Here is an 18786-nt window from a genome sequence, read left to right as displayed (position 1 = left end):
CAGGCTTGGAGCAGCAACCACCCGAGAGGAGCATCCGATGTCCGACACCCTGACCCTGATGGCGCGGGCCGCCCAGGACGCCGCCGCCCTGCTGCCGCGGCGGACCGGTCCGCACGGGTTCGACAGCTGGCCCGCGTTCAAGGCCGCCTTCGACGCCGTCGACCGGCCCACCACAGCCCTGCTCCGGGAACGGCTGGAAATCGCCCTCCCCGGTACGGCCTGGGCCGAGGAGATCGACACCGACCTTCCGCCGGGCGGTGAGCAGTGGGTGGTCGACGCCGTGGACGGCGCGGTGCAGTATCTGCAGGGGCTGCCGCAGTGGTCGGTCAGCATCGCCCTGGTCCGCGAAGGACGCCCGGTCCTGGCCGCGCTGCACAGTGCGGTCCTCGGCCACACCTACACCGCGGCGCTCGGCGGCGGGGCGTTCCTGGACGGGGCCCCGATCACCCCGTCCGGCAAGACGGACCTGTCGCTGGCCCTGGTCGCCACCAGCCAGCCGCCCTTCGTCGGCCGCCAACCCGGGGCGGTGGCCGACGCCGGCCGCGCGCTGTCACTGCTGCTGCCCGCGGTGGGCGCGGTCCGCAACCTGGGCCCGACCTCCTGGCAGCTGGCCGACGTCGGCTCGGGACGGATCGACGCCTTCTACGAGTACGGCCGTGACGCCGGCAACCTGCTGGCCGGTTCGCTGGTCGCGAGCGAGGCCGGTGCGCTGGTCACCGACATCAACGGCAGGCCCTGGCACCCGGCCTCGCCCGGCTTCCTGGCCGCGCCGCCCGCTCTGCACGGCCGGATCCTGTCCCTGCTGGCGACCGCGCGGACTACCCCGGCGGGCTGACCGTCACACCGAGGCCGGTGATGTCGAAACCGGCGCTGGGCAGCGGGGTGGCCGCGCCCGGCCGGGCCCGCAGGCCGTCCAGGATGAGCAGCAGGTAGCGCCGCCAGGCATCGGGGTGGCCGGTGTGGTCGGTGACCGCGGACACCATCAGCTGGATCATCGGGATGTCCCAGGGCTCCGCGTCGGGGCGCAGCGTCCCCTGCTCCTTGGCGCGGGCGACCAGCCGGTCGACCGCCGGTTTGATCCGACGGGCCACCAGCGCCTGCCGCTGCGGGCCCTTTCCCGTACCGAGCATGACCTCGCGCAGCCCGCGGTCGAAAGCCTGCAGCTCGCACACCTGCTCAAGACTCGTGGTCAGCCCGTGCCAGGCGTCCGGGTCCGCCGCGGCCTCGGCGGCCAGCGCCTCGACCCGGTCGATCATGTCCTCGAAGAGGGCGTCGACCAGCTCCTCCTTGTTGGCGAAGCGCCGGTAGGCGGTGCCCACGCCGACTCCGGCGTGCCGGGCGATGTCGTCGAGGGTGGCGCTCATCCCCCGTTGGCGGAACACCTCGTGGGCGGCGGCGATGATCCGGCTGCGGTTCAGTTCGGCGTCACGTCTCAACGGTGGCCGGGCCGGCCCTGAGGACGCTGCCATGTCGAACCGCCTCGGCTTCCTGGGGTGGGATCCACTGTCCAGCGCATGCTACAGCGGCGGCTGTGGCATATGCCGGACAGAGATCAACACTCAGTCACCTCGAGTTGGCGGCCTGTCAGAACGGCAACCCCGTCAGAGCAGCGGCCCGGTCAGAGCAGCGGCCCGGTCACCGGCAGGACCACCTCGCAGGGGACGCTGCGCCGGTGCGCCGGATCCAGCGCGTTGAGGACGTCCGTCAGCGCGATCGGGTCGGCGGCGATCTCCAGGTGGTCGGTGCCGTCCAGCAGGCACTGGTTCTGCAGCAGGATGTTGGTGACGTTCGGCGCCGCCGGGAGGAAGGCATTGGTGTAGGGGGTGACCACCTCGTCGTCCACGGACTCGATCACGGTGTACTGCACACCCGGCACGGTCTCACCGCCGGCGTTGAGCGCGGTGAGGAAGGGCGAGCCCTCCTCCTGTTCGACGCAGGCCGCGCACGGCCCGTTCAGCAGGCCGTTGATCGGGTCGATCAGGTTCAACTGCCGGCCGAGCTCGGTGATGCCGTCCAGCGTGGTCCCGTTGTTGCTGGGCGCCAGCGCCACCAGCTTGTCGACCTTGGCGGCCCCGCCCAGGTTCTTGAGGTAATAACGGGGCATCATCCCGCCCTGCGAATGGCCGACCAGGTCCACCTTGGAGGTGCCGGTGGCGGCCGTCACCTGGTCCACGAAGGCCGACAGCTGTCCGGCGCTGACCGCGATGTCGCCGGTGCCCTGCAGGATCGCGGTGGGCGAGCTGCCGCCGTAGTTGAAGGCGAAGACGCAGTAGCCGTTGTTGGCGAGCAGCGGCGAGGCCCCGGCCCAGTTGTCGTGCATGTTCCCGAAGGTGCCGTTGACCAGGATGACCGGGTAGGGGTGCGCGGCGCTCGGCCGGCAGGACCAGTTGTTGGCGCCGGGCGGCGCGACGGTGGGGGTGAGCGCTCCCGCCAGCACCCCCGTCGCGAAGTTGTAGTTCACCGGGTACGAGGCCGAGGCCGCCGCCGGTTGCGCGCCCGCGAGCGCGACTCCCATGGCACCGGCCGCCGCAGCCGCGGCCAGAACACGCAGTCGGCCGCTTCTCAGGTTGGCTTTCATGTCGGACACCGTCCCTTGTGGTGGAATTGCGAAAACACCTGGTCCGACTTCGAGTGGGAATGTCGAACCTGCGATCGAACGGCGACGCTAGGAGTGCGGCACGTTCGCGTCAACGACTTCCACAAGCGCCAAGGGAAAGCGCGCGATCGGATGCCAGGATTCCTGCCGCGGCATCTCGGCGGCCTGTCATCAAACCTAGCGCTCCCACTGCCCCCGGTCGGCCGCAGCTGACGGACAGCAGGCGGGCAGCTGGGCCAAGTTCAGGCATAGGGCCATGTCAGAAGTATTGACTCGTCAGTAACATCGGCTCATACTCACGTCGGGCGGCTCCGTCTCCAGCGCGGCGGAGCCCCGACGGAGGGCAGCTGTTGACCGGACCGTGGGCCGCTTTGCCGCGCCAATTCGCGGTCGAGCTACGGAAAGAGCGGCAGACTCTCGCTGCCGAGATCATACGCGAGATCAGGCAGCAGATTCCGGAATTCGACCGCCCACTCGCCGGTAAATTCGGGACCGGAATTCAGCGGGGTGTGGAGACGGCGCTGGCCGAGTTCGCCGACCTGGTCGCCGGCTCACAGCTGAAATCCGACGAGGAGCGGCTGGCCGTCTACCGCGCGCTCGGTCGGGGCGAGTTCGCCGAAGGCCGCAGCCTGGACGCGCTGCAGGCCGCCTACCGGCTCGGCGCCCGGGTCGCCTGGCGGCGCTACGCCCGGGCCGCGCGCCGCAGCGGGATGGGCCCCGACCTGCTGGTCACCGTCGCCGAGGCGGTCTTCGTCCACATCGACGAGATCGCCTCCGCCTCGGTCCAGGGTTATGCCGAGGCCAGGGCCAACCACGCCGGGACGCTGGCGCCGCTGCGCCGCCGCCTGCTGGAGCTGATGGCGGCCGGCGCGCCGCAGGAGGAGGTCGAGAAGGCGGCAGTCGAGGCGGACTGGCCGCTCCCGGAGCAGGTGGCCTGCGCGGTCCTCGGCCCCGCCGACCCGCGCCGCGGCCGACGGCGGCGGCTGCCCGCACCGGTCCTGGCGGACCTGGACGGACCCGACCCGTACTTGCTGCTGCCCGAGCCCGCCCTGCTGCTGAAGGACGATCAGATCAGGGCGGTGCTGCGCGAACGGGGTGCGGTCATCGGCCCGACCGTGCCCTTCGACCTCGCCGCCGACTCGCTGCGCTGGGCCAGGCTGACGGCCTCCCACAGCCGGCCGACCGAGGTCGGCAGCGAGCCGCCGACCTGCGACGACCGCCTTCCGGACCTGCTGCTGCTCGCGGATCCGCCGCTGGTACGGCTGATGGCGGAACGCCGGCTCGAACCCCTGGCCGGACTGACGGCCAAGCAGAGCGAGCGGCTGGGGGCGACCCTGCTGGCCTGGCTGCAGACCAACCGCGGCAGCGCCCCCGAGGTGGCGGCCCGGCTGGGCATCCATCCGCAGACGGCCAGGCAGCGCCTGCACCGGGTGCAGCAGCTGTTCGGCACGGCGCTCAGCGACCCCGATGCCCGCTTCGAGCTCGAGGTAGCGCTCCGCGGTCGGGCCGCGTCGGCGGCCAGCCGCTAGCCGGTAGGTATACAACGTTGGAACGCGGGCGTCGGCTCTCGCCTGCTCCAGCCGGGCAACGCACCAAGGTCGACGTGCTGTTTGTGCAGCCTCATGCCCAAGGCCCCGACCTGGCCGTATGCGGTAGGGCAGCACTGTTCCCCGCTGGCGGGATGTGAAGGTTCACGTTCCGGGGGTGGACAGCGCGGTAGCGGCGTGCTGTCATACCACTGCCCTTCATTCCAACGTTGTTATTTGCTGCACAACACGGGGACCGAGCACCGCACCCTGAACCAACGCCGCTCCCACCAGCGGCTTCTGGAGGAAACCATGTCCCACACGATGGACTCGTCCGACCGGTCCGAGGGCGCGGAGCAGACCGCTCCGGGCGACGGCCTCAGCCGTCGCGGCCTGATCCGCTGGAGCGGCGCGGCCGGGCTCGGGGCGGCCGGCGTCGCCCTGCTGCCGGGCATGGCACAGTCCGCCGCCGCAGCCGTCCCCGCTTCGGCCTCGGCCTCCGCCGCCTCGGCCTCCGGTCAGGCGAGCGCGTTCGCGTCCACGTTCGACCCGATCCGGCCTCCGGCCGTGCCCCTCGCCGTCCGCTCCCCCTACCTGAGCACCTGGCTGTCGGCCGACAATCTCGCCGGCACCTGGCCGAGCTTCTGGACCGGACGCACCACCGCCATGGCCGGCATCGCCCGGATCGACGGCGTGGCCTTCCTGTTCATGGGCGCGCCGAACATCGACGGGCATGTGCTGCGGGGCATGATGCAGCGCTCGCTGACGCTCAGCGCCACCCGTTCGACCTATGTCTTCGAGGCCGCCGGCGTCCAGCTGACGCTGGCCTTCCTCTCCCCGATCGAGCCGGGCGACCTGCGCCGCCAGTCGGTGCCGCTGTCCTACCTCACCGCGGACGTGCGCAGCACCGACGGCAAGTCCCACCAGGTGAGCCTGTACTTCGACATCTCCGGGGAGTGGGCCCACGGCGACTCCGGCACCAAGATCCGCTGGTCCCAGGAGCAGGTCGCCGGCAGCGGCAGCACCTCGCTCACCTCGCTCTCGTTCACCCCGGACACGCCGGCCGTGCTCGCCGAGAACGGCGACATGGCCAGTTGGGGCTCGGTCGTCTGGAGCGCCACCAACCGCTCCGGGCTGAGCTGGCAGATCGGCGCCGACACCGTGGTCCGCGCCGCCGTGCTCGCCAACGGGAAGCTCGGCAACACCGCCGACAGCAACCAGCCCCGGGCCATCAGCGACAACTGGCCGGTGTTCGGCTTCAACTTCGACTTCGGGGCGGTGCGGTCCAAGCAGTCGGCCGTGCTGTCCGTCGGCCACGTCCGCGAACCGGCCATCAGCTACCTGGGCGCGGACCTCCCGCCGCTGTGGCGCTCCTACTGGCCCACCTGGCAGCAGATGGCCGCCTCCTTCCACGCCGACGCCTCCGCCGCGCAGACCCGTACCGCGGCCTTCGACGCCAAGGTGCGCCGCGACGCCACCGCGGTCGGCGGCGCCAAGTACGCCGCGCTGTGCGCGCTCTCGCTGCGCCAGGCGTACGGCGGCACGGAGCTGGTCAGCCGCAACGGCGAGCCCTGGGCCTTCCTCAAGGAGATCTCCAGCGACGGCAATGTCTCCACCGTGGACGTCACCTACCCGGCGATGCCCGCGTTCCTGTACACCGACCCGGCCTATCTGGGGCTGCTGCTCGCACCGATGCTCGACTACCCGGAGAACGGGGGCTGGCCCAAGGAGTTCGCGGAGCACGACCTCGGCTCCCACTACCCCGTCGCGTCCGGGCACAACGACGGCAACGAGGAGGACATGCCGGTCGAGGAGTCGGCCAACATGCTGCTGATGTGCGCCGCGTACCTGGCCAGGATCGACCGGTCGGCCGCCCGCGCGTTCGCCGCCAAGCACTACCCGATCCTCAAGCAGTGGGGCGAGTACCTGGTCGCCAACGCGCTCGACCCCGGCTTCCAGAACCAGACCGACGACTTCACCGGCTTCATCGGGCACAGCGCCAACCTGGCGCTGAAGGGCATCCTCGCCATCGGCGCGATGGGCCAGATCGCCACCGCCGCCGGCAACACGGCGGACGCCGCCCGGTACCGGACCACGGCCGGCAGCTACAGCTCGCAGTGGGCGGCCAAGGCCCAGGACACCACCCCGGACCACCTCAAGCTGGCCTACGACCAGCCGGGGACCTGGAGCCTGAAGTACAACGGCTACCCGGACCGGCTGCTGGGCCTGAACCTGGTCCCGAGCTCGGTGGCCGAGGAGGAGGCCGACTGGTACCTGACCCAGGTCAACCAGTACGGGGTACCGCTGGACCTGCGGCACTCCTACACCAAGGGCGACTGGGAGATGTGGACCGCGGCCTGGCTGAGCGGCCACCCGGTCAGCCAGTTCCTGATCGACTCGCTGTACGACTTCGCCAACACCTCCCCCTCCCGGGTGCCGTTCACCGACCTGTACGACACGGTGACCAACCACCAGAGCGGATTCCAGGCCCGACCGGTGGTCGGCGGCATCCTCGCCCTGCTCAGCCTGGGCCGGTAGCCCGCCCGCCTTCACTCCTCCGAGGTCGTGACCGAGGCCCGGCCGCCTCGTTAGAAGAATCGTTTCCGCCCCCGTTTCCCTTCCCCGGAACGGGGGCTTCTTCGTTCCCGCGAGCAGGTGCGGCGCCCCAGCTGGCAACCCTGCCGGGGCCGCTCGCGTCAAGGTCGCGTCAAGGTTGGCGGACGGGACGCAAGGGAGGCGTTAACGCCGCGCATACAACCCCCTGACGTGCGCTTTCCTGGCACAGCCGGTGTTCGCCGGTCACCAACCACTCGACCTCTGGGGTGCAACCTCATGCTCGACGTGCTCTTCGTCGGGGTGACGATCCTCGTGTTCGCCATCCTCGCTCTGATCGTCAAGGGAGTGGAGAAGCTGTGAGCGCCGACAACATCGTGGGCCTGATCGTTTCGGTCGCCCTCGTCGGATACCTGATCGTGGCTCTGATCCTCCCGGAGAAGTTCTAGTGAACGCTACCCTTGCGGGCTTCCTGCAGGCCCTGGCCCTGGTCGGCGCCCTCGCCCTGTCCTACCGACCACTGGGCGACTACATCGCGCACACGCTGACCTCGCGCAAGCACCTGCGGGTCGAGCGCGGCATCTTCAAGCTGATCGGCGTCGACGGCGACGCGGAGCAGACCTGGGGCGCCTACCTGCGCAGCGTCCTGGCCTTCTCCTTCATCTCGGTGCTGTTCCTCTACGGCTTCCAACGGCTGCAGGAACACCTCTGGCTCTCTCTGGGTTTCCCCGCCGTCACGCCGGCCATGGCGTGGAACACCGCGGCGTCGTTCGTCACCAACACCAACTGGCAGTCGTACTCGGGTGAGTCGACGATGGGCCACCTGGTGCAGATGGGCGGCCTGGCGGTGCAGAACTTCCTGTCCGCCGCCGTCGGCATCGCCGTGGTGGCCGCGCTGATCCGCGGGTTCACCCGCAACAGGACCGACCACCTGGGCAACTTCTGGGTGGACCTGACCCGGATCACGCTGCGCGTGCTGCTGCCGATCTCGGTCGTCTTCGCCCTGGTCCTGGTGGCCGGCGGTGTCGTGGAGAACCTGCACGCCGCGCAGCTGGTGCACACCCTGTCCGGTGGGACGCAGTCGATCCCGGGTGGTCCGGTGGCCTCGCAGGAGGTGATCAAGCAGCTGGGGACCAACGGCGGCGGCTTCTACAACGCCAACTCCGCGCACCCCTTCGAGAACCCCAACCCCTTCACCAACCTGCTGGCCATCTACCTGCTGCTGGTGATCTCGTTCGCGCTGTGCCGGACCTTCGGCAAGATGGTGGGCAACCACAAGCAGGGCTACACCATCCTCTCGGTGATGGGCCTGTACTGGGTGGCCTCGGCCGCGCTGATCACCTTCTTCGAGCACCAGCACTCCGGTGTCGCCTCGCAGATCGCGGGTGCGGCGATGGAGGGCAAGGAGGTCCGCTTCGGGATCCCCGGCTCGTCGCTGTTCGCGGCCTCCACCACGCTGACCTCCACCGGCGCGGTGAACTCCATGCACGACTCGTTCACCCCGCTCGGCGGCGGTATGACGATCCTGAACATGATGTTCGGCGAGATCGCCCCCGGCGGTACCGGTTCGGGCCTGTACGGGATCCTGATCCTGGCGATCGTGACGGTGTTCGTGGCCGGTCTGATGGTCGGGCGCACCCCTGAGTACCTGGGCAAGAAGCTGGGCGCGCGGGAGATGAAGTTCGCCTCCCTGTACATCCTGGCCACCCCGGCGGTCGTGCTCTGCGGCACCGGCCTGGCGATGTCGCTCAAGGCCGGCCACGGCGGCGGGATGAACAACTCCGGGCCGCACGGGTTCTCCGAGGTGCTGTACGCCTTCACCTCGGCGGCCAACAACAACGGCTCCGCGTTCGCGGGCATCACCGTCACCTCGCCGCACTGGCAGACCGCCCTCGGGCTGGCGATGCTCTTCGGCCGCTTCCTGCCGATGGTGTTCGTGCTGGCCCTGGCCGGCTCGCTGGCCCGCCAGCAGCCGATCCCGGAAAGCGCGGGCACGCTCAAGACCACCAGCCCGCTGTTCGTCAGCATGCTCTCCGGCGTGATCCTGATCGTCGTCGGACTCACCTACTTCCCGGCCCTGGCGCTGGGGCCGCTCGCGGAAGGCCTCCACTGATGTCCACCCCCACCCTCAACACCCCGGTCCTGGAACCGGACCCGCAGCAGGCATCAGCACAGGTCGAGCACCGGCTGTCGGCGGGCCTGCTGGACCCCAAGCAACTGCTCACCTCCTTCCCCGACGCGGTCAGGAAGCTCGATCCGCGGGTGATGGTCAAGAGCCCGGTCATGTTCGTGGTGGAGGTCGGCTCGCTGCTGACCACCGTCTCGGCGATCGAGAAGCCCAGCGTCTTCGCCTGGGTGATCACCGTCTGGCTGTGGCTGACCGTGGTCTTCGCCAACCTGGCCGAGGCCGTGGCCGAGGGCCGCGGCAAGGCCCAGGCCGACACCCTGCGCCGGACCAAGACCGACACCGTGGCCCGCAAGGTCCAGGGCCACTGGATCCCCGGCGCCACCGGGGTCGCCGAACAGGAGATCGCCGCAAGCGAGTTGCAGCTCGGCGACTTCGTGATCGTCGAGGCCGGCCAGGTCATCCCCGGTGACGGCGACGTGGTCGAGGGTGTCGCCAGCGTGGACGAGTCGGCCATCACCGGCGAGTCCGCACCGGTGATCCGCGAGTCCGGCGGCGACCGCTCGGCGGTGACCGGCGGCACCAAGGTGCTCTCCGACCGCATCGTCGTGAAGATCACCTCGGAGCCCGGCAAGACCTTCATCGACCGCATGATCGCCCTGGTCGAGGGCGCCTCGCGGCAGAAGACGCCGAACGAGATCGCCCTGAACATCCTGCTGGCCTCGCTGACCATCGTGTTCCTGCTGGCCGTGGTCACCCTGCAGCCGATGGCCAAGTACGCCGGCGCCGAGCAGAGCATCGTGGTCCTGGTCGCCCTGCTGGTCGCGCTGATCCCCACCACCATCGGCGCCCTGCTGTCCGCGATCGGCATCGCCGGCATGGACCGGCTGGTGCAGCGCAACGTCCTGGCCATGTCCGGCCGCGCGGTCGAAGCCGCCGGCGACGTCTCCACCCTGCTGCTGGACAAGACCGGCACCATCACCTTCGGCAACCGCCAGGCCGCCGAATTCCTGCCGGTCGGCGATGCGACGGACCGTCAACTCGCGGACGCCGCACAGCTCTCGTCGCTCTCCGACGAGACCCCCGAGGGCCGCTCCATCGTCGTCCTGGCGAAGGAGGGGTACGGGCTGCGCGAGCGTGCGCAGGGCGAACTGTCGCACGCCACCTGGATCGAGTTCACCGCCCAGACCCGGATGTCGGGCGTGGACCTGGACGAGACCTCCGGCATACACAGCATCCGCAAGGGCGCGGCCGGCTCGGTCGCCGCCTGGGTGCGCGACAACGGCGGCAGCACCGGCAACGAGCTGGACCTGGCGGTCGAGCGGATCTCCGGGATGGGCGGCACCCCGCTGGTCGTGGCGGAGAAGCGGGGTTCGGCCCCGGCCCGCGCCCTCGGGGTGATCTACCTCAAGGACGTGGTCAAGCCCGGTATCAAGCAGCGCTTCGAGGACCTGCGGGCGATGGGCATCAAGACCGTCATGATCACGGGCGACAACCCGCTGACGGCCGCCGCCATCGCCGCCGAGGCCGGTGTGGACGACTTCCTCGCCGAGGCCACTCCCGAGGACAAGATGGCCCTGATCAAGAAGGAGCAGGCCGGCGGCAAGCTGGTCGCCATGACCGGGGACGGCACCAACGACGCCCCCGCCCTGGCCCAGGCCGACGTCGGCGTGGCGATGAACACCGGGACCTCGGCCGCCAAGGAGGCCGGGAACATGGTGGACCTGGACTCCAACCCCACCAAGCTGATCGAGATCGTCGAGATCGGCAAGCAACTGCTGATCACCCGCGGTGCGTTGACGACCTTCTCGATCGCCAACGACGTGGCCAAGTACTTCGCGATCATCCCGGCCATGTTCGCCGCGGTGTATCCGGGGCTGCGCCACCTGAACATCATGGGCCTGCACAGCCCGACCTCGGCGATCACCTCGGCGATCATCTTCAACGCCCTGATCATCATCGGCCTGATCCCGCTGGCCCTGCGCGGCGTGCGCTACAAGCCCTCCTCGGCCCAGTCGCTGCTGCGCCGCAACCTGGGGATCTACGGCGTCGGCGGCCTGATCCTGCCCTTCGTCGGGATCAAGGCCATCGACCTGATCATCCAGTTCATCCCCGGTCTGCACTGAAAGAAGTGGTGTGACACATCATGGCTAAACCCCTTCCCACCCCGGTGCGCAACCACCTCACAGGGCTGCGGATCCTGCTCCTGTTCACCCTGGTCTGCGGCCTGGCCTACCCGTTGGCCGTGACCGGGATCTCCCAGGTCGCGTTCAGCAAGCAGGCCAACGGCTCGCTGCTCAAGGACAGCAGCGGCAAGGTCGTCGGCTCCTCGCTGATCGGCCAGAACTTCACGGTGGTCGGCAAGGACGGCAAGACCGTCAGCCCCGACCCCAAGCTGTTCCAGTCCCGGCCCTCGGCCGCCGGCGCGGACGGCTACGACCCCACCGCCTCGGCCGGCAGCAACAAGGGCACCAACGACGCCGATCTGGCCACCACCTACACCCAGCTCAAGGCCGCCGTCGCCAAGTTCAACGGCGTCAGCCAGGGCCGGGTCCCGCCGGACGCGATCACCAAGTCCGGCTCCGGGCTCGACCCCGACATCAGCCCGGCCTACGCCGCCATCCAGGTCAACCGGGTCGCCCAGGCCCGCGGCCTGACCGACGCCCAGGTCCAGACCCTGGTCAAGAAGTACACCAAGGACCGCACCCTCGGCTTCCTCGGCGAACCCCGGGTCGACGTCCTGCAGCTCAACCTCGCCCTCACCGAACTCAGCTGAAGCCGAACTCGGCTGACACCGGACAGGGTTGACGTTTGGTCCGGCCGCACGGGGATCCTCCGTGCGGCCGGCCCGCGATGGACAGGCAGCTTGCCCAATTCTCCGCAGAGGAAAGGACACGTCCGGTGGCACCGCAGCAGGAGCAGCCCCCGCCCTACCCCCGTGGTAGCGGCCGTCAGGGCAGGCTGAAGGTCTTCCTCGGCGCCGCACCCGGCGTCGGCAAGACCTACCGGATGCTGGACGAGGCCCGCCGCCGCTCCGAACGCGGAACCGACATCGTGGTCGCCTTCGTCGAATGCCACCGGCGCCGCAACACCGAGGACATGCTCGACGGTCTCGAGGTCCTGCCCCGGCTCACCCGCGAGTACCGCGGCACCGCCTTCCCCGAGATGGACCTCGACGCCGTACTGGCCCGGCGTCCCGAGGTCGCGCTGGTGGACGAACTCGCCCACAGCAACATCCCCGGCGGCCGCAACACCAAGCGCTGGCAGGACGTCCAGGAGCTGCTCGACGCGGGCATCGACGTGCTCACCACCGTCAACGTCCAGCACCTGGAGTCGCTCAACGACGTGGTCCAGAAGATCACCGGGGTGCCGCAGCAGGAGACCGTCCCCGACAAGGTGGTCCGCCACGCCGAGCAGATCGAACTGGTGGACGTCGCCCCCGAGGGCCTGCGCCGCCGGATGGCCCACGGCAGCATCTACGCCCCGGAGAAGGTCGACGCGGCCCTCTCCCACTACTTCCGGGTCGGCAACCTCACCGCCCTGCGCGAACTCGCCCTGTTCTGGCTGGCCGGACGGGTCGACGAGGGCCTGCAGAAGTACCGCGCCGACCACGGCATCGCCAGCGTCTGGGAGACCCGCGAACGGGTCGTGGTCGCGCTCACCGGCGGCCCCGAGGGCGAGACCCTGATCCGCCGCGCCGCCCGGATCGCGGCCCGAGCCGCCGGCGGGGACCTGCTGGCCGTCCACGTCGCCCGCAGCGACGGCCTGGCCGACGCCAACCCCGCCGCGCTGGCCGCCCAGCGCCGCCTGGTGGAGGCCCTCGGCGGCAGCTACCACTCGGTGGTCGGCGACTCCGTCCCCCGCGCGCTGATCGACTTCGCCCGGGCCGAGAACGCCACCCAACTGGTCCTCGGCACCAGCCGCCGCAGCGCCCTGTCCCGCTCGCTGACCGGACGCGGCATCGGCGAGACCATCACCGCCCTGTCCGGCGACATAGACGTCCACATGGTCACCCATGAGGAGTCGGGGCGCGGACGCAGACTCCCGGTCCCTGGCCGGCTGCACTCCCCCGCCCGCCGGATCGCCGGGCCGCTGGCCGGCCTGGTCACCCCGTTCCTGCTGACCGCGCTGCTCAGCCAGACCCGCGGCGCCGTCAACCTGACCAGCGACATACTGATCTTCCTGCTGGCCGTGGTGGGCGTGGCGCTGCTGGGCGGGGTAACCTCGGCGCTGCTGGCCTCGCTGTTCGCCTCGCTGCTGCTGAACTACTACTTCATCCCGCCGATCCACCGCTTCACCATCAACGACCCCAACAACATCCTGGCCCTGGTGGTCTTCGCCGCCGTGGCACTCACCGTCGCCGCCGTGGTCGACCGCGCCACCCGGCTGGCCCGCCGGGCCGCCCGCGCCACCGCCGAGGCCGAGACCCTGTCCGCCCTGGCCGGCAGCGTCCTGGGCGGACAGAGCGCCATCGAGGCCCTGCTCACCCGGCTCCGCGAGACCTTCGGCATGGACTCCGTCGCCCTGGTCCGCCGCCCCGAGGACCGTCAGCTCCCGGTCGGCGAGGCGAACAGCGAGGCGGACAGCGTGGGGATCGAGGAGGTCCCGGTCGGCGACGATGCCGTCCTGGTCCTGCGCGGACGCCCACTGCCGGCCGCGGACCGCCGGGTGCTGACCGCCTTCGCCGCCCATGTCGCCGCCGCCCTGGACCGGGCCCACCTGGCCGAGGTCGCCGCCGAGGTCGAACCGGTCAAGGCCGCCGACCGGATGCGCACCGCCCTGCTCGCCGCCGTCAGCCACGACCTGCGCACCCCGCTCGCCGTCGCCATGGCCTCCGTCAGCTCGCTGCGCAGCCACGACGTCCAGTTCACCCCCGAGGACCAGCAGGAACTCCTCGCCAGCGCCGAGGAATCCCTCGGCAAACTCAACCGCCTGGTCGACAACCTGCTCGACATGAGCCGGCTGCAGGCCGGCGCGCTGTCGCTGGACCTGCAGCCCACCGGCCTCGACGACGTCCTGGCCGCCGCCGTGGACTCCATGGCCCGGGGCACCTCGGCGAGCCTGCGGGTGCAGGGCCTGGCCCAGGTGCCGGCGGTGCTCGCGGACGGGCCGCTGCTGGAACGGGTGGTGGCCAACCTGGTCGCCAACGCCCTGCGCCACAGCGGCGGCACCCCGGTGCTGGTCTCCGCCAGCGCCCTGGCCGGCCAGGTGGAGATGCGGGTGGTGGACCACGGCCCCGGACTGCCCGAGGACGACCGGGAACGGGTCTTCCTGCCGTTCCAGCGCCTGGGCGACACCGACAACGGTTCCGGCGTGGGCCTCGGCCTGGCCCTCTCCCGCGGCCTGGCCGAGGCCATGGGCGGCACCCTCACCCCCGAGGACACCCCAGGAGGGGGCCTCACCATGGTCCTCACCCTCCCCGCCACCGACGGAGACTCCTTCTCGTGACCCGCGTTCTGCTCGTGGACGACGAGCCGCAGCTGCTCAGGGCCCTGCAGATCAACCTCAAGGCCCGCCAGTACACCGTCGCCACCGCCCCCGACGGCCCGCGCGCCCTGGAGGAGGCGGCCAGGATCCCGCCCGACGCGGTCATCCTGGACCTGGGACTGCCGGGCCTGGACGGCATCGACGTCATCCACGCCCTGCGGGTGTGGAGCGCGGCGCCGGTCATCGTGCTCTCCGGCCGCACCGACGCCGCCGACAAGATCGCCGCGCTGGACGCCGGCGCCGACGACTACGTCACCAAGCCCTTCTCCATGGACGAACTGCTGGCCCGGCTGCGCGCGGTGCTGCGCCGGCCGGCCACCGGGGAGTCGCACGGCACCAGCGCCGTCATCGGGGACCACATCGTCGACCTGGCCAGCTGCACGGTCCGCCCGGCCGGCGTGGCCGAGCCCTCGGACGACGAGGCGCTCCGGCTCACCCCCACCGAATGGCGCATCCTCACCGTCCTGCTGAACCACCCGGGCCGCCTGGTCACCGGCCGGAGCATCCTGCTGAGCGTCTGGGGTCCCGGCCATGAGCGCAACACCAACTACCTGCGGGTCTACCTCTCCGGCATCCGCCGCAAGCTGGAACGCGACCCGGCCCACCCGCGCCACCTGCTGACCGAGCCGGGCATGGGCTACCGCTACGAGCCCTGACCGGCCGCGGGGTCCGCGCACTCAGACCAGGAGGCGGGCCTTGGCCTGCTCGAACTCCTCCTGGCTGAGGTCACCGCTGCGCTTGAGCTCGGCGAGCTTGGCCAACTGCCCGGCCTGGCTGTCCGCCGGAGGCGCCTCGGCGGCGGCCTTGCGGACGTAGTCCTGGAACTGCTGCTCCTTGTCCCGGGCGGCCTGCTGCTCGCGCTCTCCCATCGAACGCCCACGGACGACCAGGTACACCAGCACACCCAGGTACGGCAGGACCACCAGGCCGACCAGCCACAGCGCCTTCCACCAGCCGCTCATCCCGTGGTCCCGGAACAGGTCGGTGACCACCTTGAACAGCAGGAACAACCACATGATCCACAAGAAGAACCACAGCATCATCAAGAACGCGTTGAGCAGCGGGTGGCTCATGGCTCCAGCTCCTGTTCACAACCGGTGGCATTATGGTGTGAAAATTACCATTATGTACGATTTCCCGCCGGTCAGGAGACGCGTCGATGACCCAGGATCAGGCAGCGCAACGGCCCTCCCCCGCGGAGCGGGCAGCGAGGGGCAGGGCCGCGCGGGCGCAGGCGCCCCGGTCGTCCCACGCCGTGTTCGAGCCGACCGCGCGGCGGCCCGATCCGGTGGACGTGATCGAGAAGCAGTCCGCCGCCCGGCTGCAGGAGCTGGTGCCGATCCGCTACGCGCGGATGACCGAGTCGCCGTTCCGCTTCTACCGCGGCGCCGCCGCGATCATGGCCGGCGACCTCGCGGCCACCCCGGCCTCCGGGCTGCGCGCCCAGCTCTGCGGCGACGCCCACATGTTGAACTTCCGGCTGCTGGCCTCCCCCGAGCGGAACCTGATGTTCGACATCAACGACTTCGACGAGACCCTGCCCGGGCCCTGGGAGTGGGACGTCAAACGACTCGCCGCCAGCCTGGTCATCGCAGGCCGGGAGAACGGCTACTCGGACCGGGAGCGCCGCGGCATCGTCCGCGGCTGCGTCCGCTCCTACCGCGAGTGGATGCGCCGCTTCGCCAGCATGCACGACCTGGACGTCTGGTACGCCAAGGCCGACGCCGACGCCCTGGGCGCCCTGGCCTCGCGCGAACTGAACAAGCGCGGCCGGCGGCGGCTGTCCAAGTCCCTGGCGAAGGCCCGTACCCAGGACCGGCTGCAGGCCTTCGCCAAGCTCGCCCGGGTGGTCGACGGCGTGCCCAGGATCACCCCCTCGCCGCCCCTGGTCACCCCGATCGCCGACCTGCTCCCCGACGGCGAGCGCGGTCTGCTGGAACAGCGGATCACCGAGCTGATCGAGCGCTACCGGGACACCCTGCAGTCCGACCGCCAGCATCTGCTCAACCAGTTCACCGTCACCGACATGGCGCGCAAGGTCGTCGGCGTCGGCAGCGTCGGCACCCGCTGCTGGATCGTCCTGCTGCTCGGCCGCGACAGCGGCGACCCGCTGCTGCTGCAGGCCAAGGAGGCCGACGAGTCCGTGCTCGCGCCCTTCGCGGGCCCCAGCGAGTACGCCACCCAGGGCGAGCGGGTCGTGGCCGGGCAGCGCCTGATGCAGTCCGCCAGCGACATCTTCCTCGGCTGGCACCGGACCCAGGGCATCGACGGCCGCGAGCGGGACTTCTACGTCCGGCAACTGCGGGACTGGAAGGGCATCGCCCTCCCCGCGCTGATGGTGCCTCAGGGCATGGCGCTGTTCGGCGAGGTCTGCGGCGCCACCCTGGCCCGCGCGCACGCCAGGTCCGGGGACCGGATCGCCATCGCCGCCTACCTGGGCGGCGGCGACGTCTTCGACCGGGCCGTGGCGGAGTTCGCCGAGAGCTACGCCGACCAGAACGAACGCGACCACCGGGCGCTGGTCGACGCGGTCGGGTCCGGCCGGGTCACCGCCGCCGCGGTCTGACCGGGCGGTCCGACCGGGCGGTCCGACCGGGCGTCCGGTGCTGCGTCAGCCCTGGTCCGGGTAGGTGCCGACGTTCCAGAACCGCCAGGAGTGCAGGGACGCGGGATCCGCCAGGTGGATCTCCAACTGCTGCCGCACACCGTCCGCGTAACGGATCGCCACATCGGCGTCGGCGCTGTCCGAGTCATTGCCGGTGACGGTGACGGTCGCGCTGCCGCTGTTGGCGTCCCGGGTATAGGCGAAGTCGGCCGGCGAGAATCCGCTGGGGCCGTCGCTGCCCGAGCGGACCACCGCGCGGAGCTGGCCGTCGCTGTGCTGGGCGACCGCGCGCAGATAGCAGCGGATCAGGCCGGCCTGGTCCGCGTCGGCCTTCTCGATCCGGGCGGCCGACCAGGAGCAGGACGGCGCGGACGCGTCGGAGTCCCGGAAGACGCCCCGGGCCCAGAGTGCGCACAGCAGCAGCACCGCGGTCGCCACCGCGGCGACGAGCCAACGCCGGTTGCGGCGCCAGGCGGCACCCGCGGCAACAGTCATTCTTGTCCCCCTTGTCCGCAGTGGGGGACGCCGCGTCGGCCGGAACGGTTCTGGCTACCGCCCACCGACTCGCCCGGCTCCGTCGGCCGTCCAGCCGCCTACGCCGCCGGACCGGTGGAGCTGCGGACGACCAGTTCGGGGGCGAAGAGCAGTTCGTCGTGGCTGACCTGTCCGCCGGCGATCTCCCCCGCCAGCAGGTCCACGGCGGCCCGGCCCATGGCCTCGATCGGCTGCCGCACCGTGGTCAGCGGCGGGTCGGTGCAGGTCATGAAGGAGGAGTCGTCATACCCCATGACGGAGACCTCCCCCGGGACGCTCAGCCCCCGGCGCCGGGCGGCGCGTACCGCTCCCAGCGCGAGCGGGTCGCTGGCGCAGATGATGCCGGTGACCCCGCGCTGCAGCAGTCTCGCCGCGGCGGCCTGGCCGCTCTCCAGGGAGAACAGCGCGTGCTCGATGTGGGAGTCGGGCAGTGCCAGGCCGGTCCTGGCGGCGAACTCATGGGCGGCGACCCGCTTGCGGCGTGAGGGCATGTGGTCCGGCGGCCCCAGCAGCAGCCCGATCCGCTGGTGGCCCAGCGAGAGCAGGTGTCCGAGGGCCTGCTCGACGGCGACCGCGTCGTCGCAGGACACCTGGGGGAAGTCGAGGTCCTCGAAGGCCGCGTTCATCAGCACCGTCGGCAGCCCGCGCTGGGCCAGCCGCTCGTAGTGCTCGTGCGGGGAGTCGGCCTGGGAGTACAGCCCGCCGAAGAAGACCACCCCCGAGACGTGCTGACGCAGCAGCAGTTCCACGTACTCCGCCTCGGACACCCCGCCGGCGGTCTGGGTGCACAGCACCGGGGTGAACCCCTGCTGGGCCAGCGCTCCGCCGACCACCTCGGCGAAGGCCGGGAAGATCGGGTTCGCCAGTTCCGGCAGCACCAGCCCGACCAGCCGTGAGCGCTGTCCGCGCAGCTGGGTCGGCCGCTCGTAGCCGAGCACGTCCAGCGCGGTCAGCACTCTGGACCTGGTCGCCTCGGCGACCCCCGACTTGCCGTTGAGGACACGACTGACCGTCGCCTCGCTCACGCCGACCTTCTTAGCCACATCTGCAAGCCTTCGCGCCATAGCCGCAAGACTAGGCCATAACCCGCAAAATATTTGCAGACGAGCGCAATAAAAAGGCGCGCTTACGCCGACGCGTCTCCTTCGGGGGGCGCGTCAGCGGCGCCGCCCGCCCCGGGGGCGTACGGGCGGACCCGGACCACGCTCCCGTTGCTCTCGGCCTCCGCCAGCAGGGCGGCGACCCCGGCGGCGTCGGTCAGCGTGACGACGGGGGCGTCGTGCCCGGGCAGGTGGTGCGTGACCTCGAAGCGCACTGGCGTCCTCTTCCTCTTCCCTCGGCGCCAACCAGGATGGAGCAC

General features: G+C 70.9%; 16 protein-coding genes. 10 read left to right on the top strand and 6 right to left on the bottom strand.

The genetic code is table 11. The annotated features are described in order from the left end of the window. Positions 1-37: 37 nt before the first annotated feature. Positions 38-835, top strand: a complete 798-nt coding sequence (locus tag ACEZDG_RS20260) for an inositol monophosphatase family protein (RefSeq protein ID WP_380511534.1) — start codon at positions 38-40, stop codon at positions 833-835. Here ACEZDG_RS20260 and ACEZDG_RS20255 read toward each other — a convergent pair. Together ACEZDG_RS20255 and ACEZDG_RS20250 are read right to left on the bottom strand one after the other, a co-directional pair. Next, complete coding sequence (locus tag ACEZDG_RS20255; protein ID WP_380511531.1) at positions 819-1469, bottom strand: TetR/AcrR family transcriptional regulator; 651 nt, start codon at positions 1467-1469, stop codon at positions 819-821. The two genes, ACEZDG_RS20260 and ACEZDG_RS20255, sit on opposite strands and share 17 nt — an antisense overlap. Before the next feature lie 149 nt (positions 1470-1618). Beyond that, the gene (locus ACEZDG_RS20250) at positions 1619-2578 is read right to left on the bottom strand and encodes an esterase/lipase family protein (protein ID WP_380511528.1); all 960 of its coding nucleotides are present in this window, start codon (positions 2576-2578) and stop codon (positions 1619-1621) included. Positions 2579-3105: 527 nt separating this feature from the next. Between ACEZDG_RS20250 and ACEZDG_RS20245 the strand changes: the two genes are divergently transcribed. The 8 genes from ACEZDG_RS20245 to ACEZDG_RS20210 all read left to right on the top strand — a co-directional run bounded on the left by ACEZDG_RS20245 (position 3106) and on the right by ACEZDG_RS20210 (position 14943). Then, the gene (locus tag ACEZDG_RS20245; RefSeq protein WP_380511525.1) at positions 3106-4125 is read left to right on the top strand and encodes a helix-turn-helix domain-containing protein; all 1020 of its coding nucleotides are present in this window, start codon (positions 3106-3108) and stop codon (positions 4123-4125) included. 309 nt (positions 4126-4434) lie between these two features. Beyond that, entirely contained in the window at positions 4435-6660 is a 2226-nt protein-coding gene (locus tag ACEZDG_RS20240) for a glutaminase family protein (protein WP_380511523.1), read from the top strand. Between the two features lie 374 nt (positions 6661-7034). Then, positions 7035-7124, top strand: a complete 90-nt coding sequence (kdpF, locus tag ACEZDG_RS20235; protein ID WP_380511520.1) for a K(+)-transporting ATPase subunit F — start codon at positions 7035-7037, stop codon at positions 7122-7124. Next, the gene (kdpA, locus tag ACEZDG_RS20230; protein ID WP_380511517.1) at positions 7124-8788 is read left to right on the top strand and encodes a potassium-transporting ATPase subunit KdpA; all 1665 of its coding nucleotides are present in this window, start codon (positions 7124-7126) and stop codon (positions 8786-8788) included. Before kdpF ends, kdpA begins: the two co-directional genes overlap by 1 nt. Next, positions 8788-10926 (top strand): potassium-transporting ATPase subunit KdpB, encoded by a 2139-nt coding sequence (kdpB, locus tag ACEZDG_RS20225; protein WP_380511514.1) that lies wholly within the window; start codon positions 8788-8790, stop codon positions 10924-10926. Before kdpA ends, kdpB begins: the two co-directional genes overlap by 1 nt. A gap of 20 nt (positions 10927-10946) precedes the next feature. Then, positions 10947-11576, top strand: a complete 630-nt coding sequence (kdpC, locus tag ACEZDG_RS20220; protein ID WP_380511511.1) for a potassium-transporting ATPase subunit KdpC — start codon at positions 10947-10949, stop codon at positions 11574-11576. Between the two features lie 77 nt (positions 11577-11653). Then, positions 11654-14248: a sensor histidine kinase gene (locus ACEZDG_RS20215; RefSeq protein ID WP_380511508.1), complete on the top strand. Its 2595-nt coding sequence runs from the start codon at positions 11654-11656 to the stop codon at positions 14246-14248. Beyond that, positions 14245-14943, top strand: a complete 699-nt coding sequence (locus tag ACEZDG_RS20210; RefSeq protein ID WP_380511505.1) for a response regulator — start codon at positions 14245-14247, stop codon at positions 14941-14943. The genes ACEZDG_RS20215 and ACEZDG_RS20210 overlap by 4 nt, the downstream gene beginning before the upstream one ends. 21 nt (positions 14944-14964) lie before the next feature. Here ACEZDG_RS20210 and ACEZDG_RS20205 read toward each other — a convergent pair whose 3' ends face one another. After that, positions 14965-15360, bottom strand: coding sequence for an SHOCT domain-containing protein (locus tag ACEZDG_RS20205; protein ID WP_380511502.1), 396 nt, complete (start codon positions 15358-15360; stop codon positions 14965-14967). 86 nt (positions 15361-15446) lie between these two features. Between ACEZDG_RS20205 and ACEZDG_RS20200 the strand changes: the two genes are divergently transcribed. Then, the gene (locus ACEZDG_RS20200; protein ID WP_380511499.1) at positions 15447-16853 is read left to right on the top strand and encodes a DUF2252 domain-containing protein; all 1407 of its coding nucleotides are present in this window, start codon (positions 15447-15449) and stop codon (positions 16851-16853) included. A 45-nt stretch (positions 16854-16898) separates the two neighbouring features. On the opposite strand, the gene ACEZDG_RS20195 is transcribed toward ACEZDG_RS20200, so the two are convergent. The 3 genes from ACEZDG_RS20195 to ACEZDG_RS20185 all read right to left on the bottom strand — a co-directional run bounded on the left by ACEZDG_RS20195 (position 16899) and on the right by ACEZDG_RS20185 (position 18741). Beyond that, positions 16899-17387, bottom strand: a complete 489-nt coding sequence (locus ACEZDG_RS20195; RefSeq protein ID WP_380511497.1) for a hypothetical protein — start codon at positions 17385-17387, stop codon at positions 16899-16901. A gap of 98 nt (positions 17388-17485) precedes the next feature. After that, entirely contained in the window at positions 17486-18490 is a 1005-nt protein-coding gene (locus ACEZDG_RS20190) for a LacI family DNA-binding transcriptional regulator (protein WP_380511494.1), read from the bottom strand. A 62-nt stretch (positions 18491-18552) separates the two neighbouring features. Beyond that, a complete protein-coding gene (locus ACEZDG_RS20185) occupies positions 18553-18741 on the bottom strand; it encodes a hypothetical protein (protein ID WP_380511491.1) in 189 nt (62 codons plus the stop codon). Between the last annotated feature and the right edge of the window lie 45 nt (positions 18742-18786).

The sequence above is a fragment of the Streptacidiphilus alkalitolerans genome, from assembly GCF_042511045.1.
GTDB lineage: Bacteria > Actinomycetota > Actinomycetes > Streptomycetales > Streptomycetaceae > Streptacidiphilus > Streptacidiphilus alkalitolerans.
Note: the sequence above shows the minus strand (reverse complement) of the source record. Positions and strands in the feature narration are given on the sequence as shown.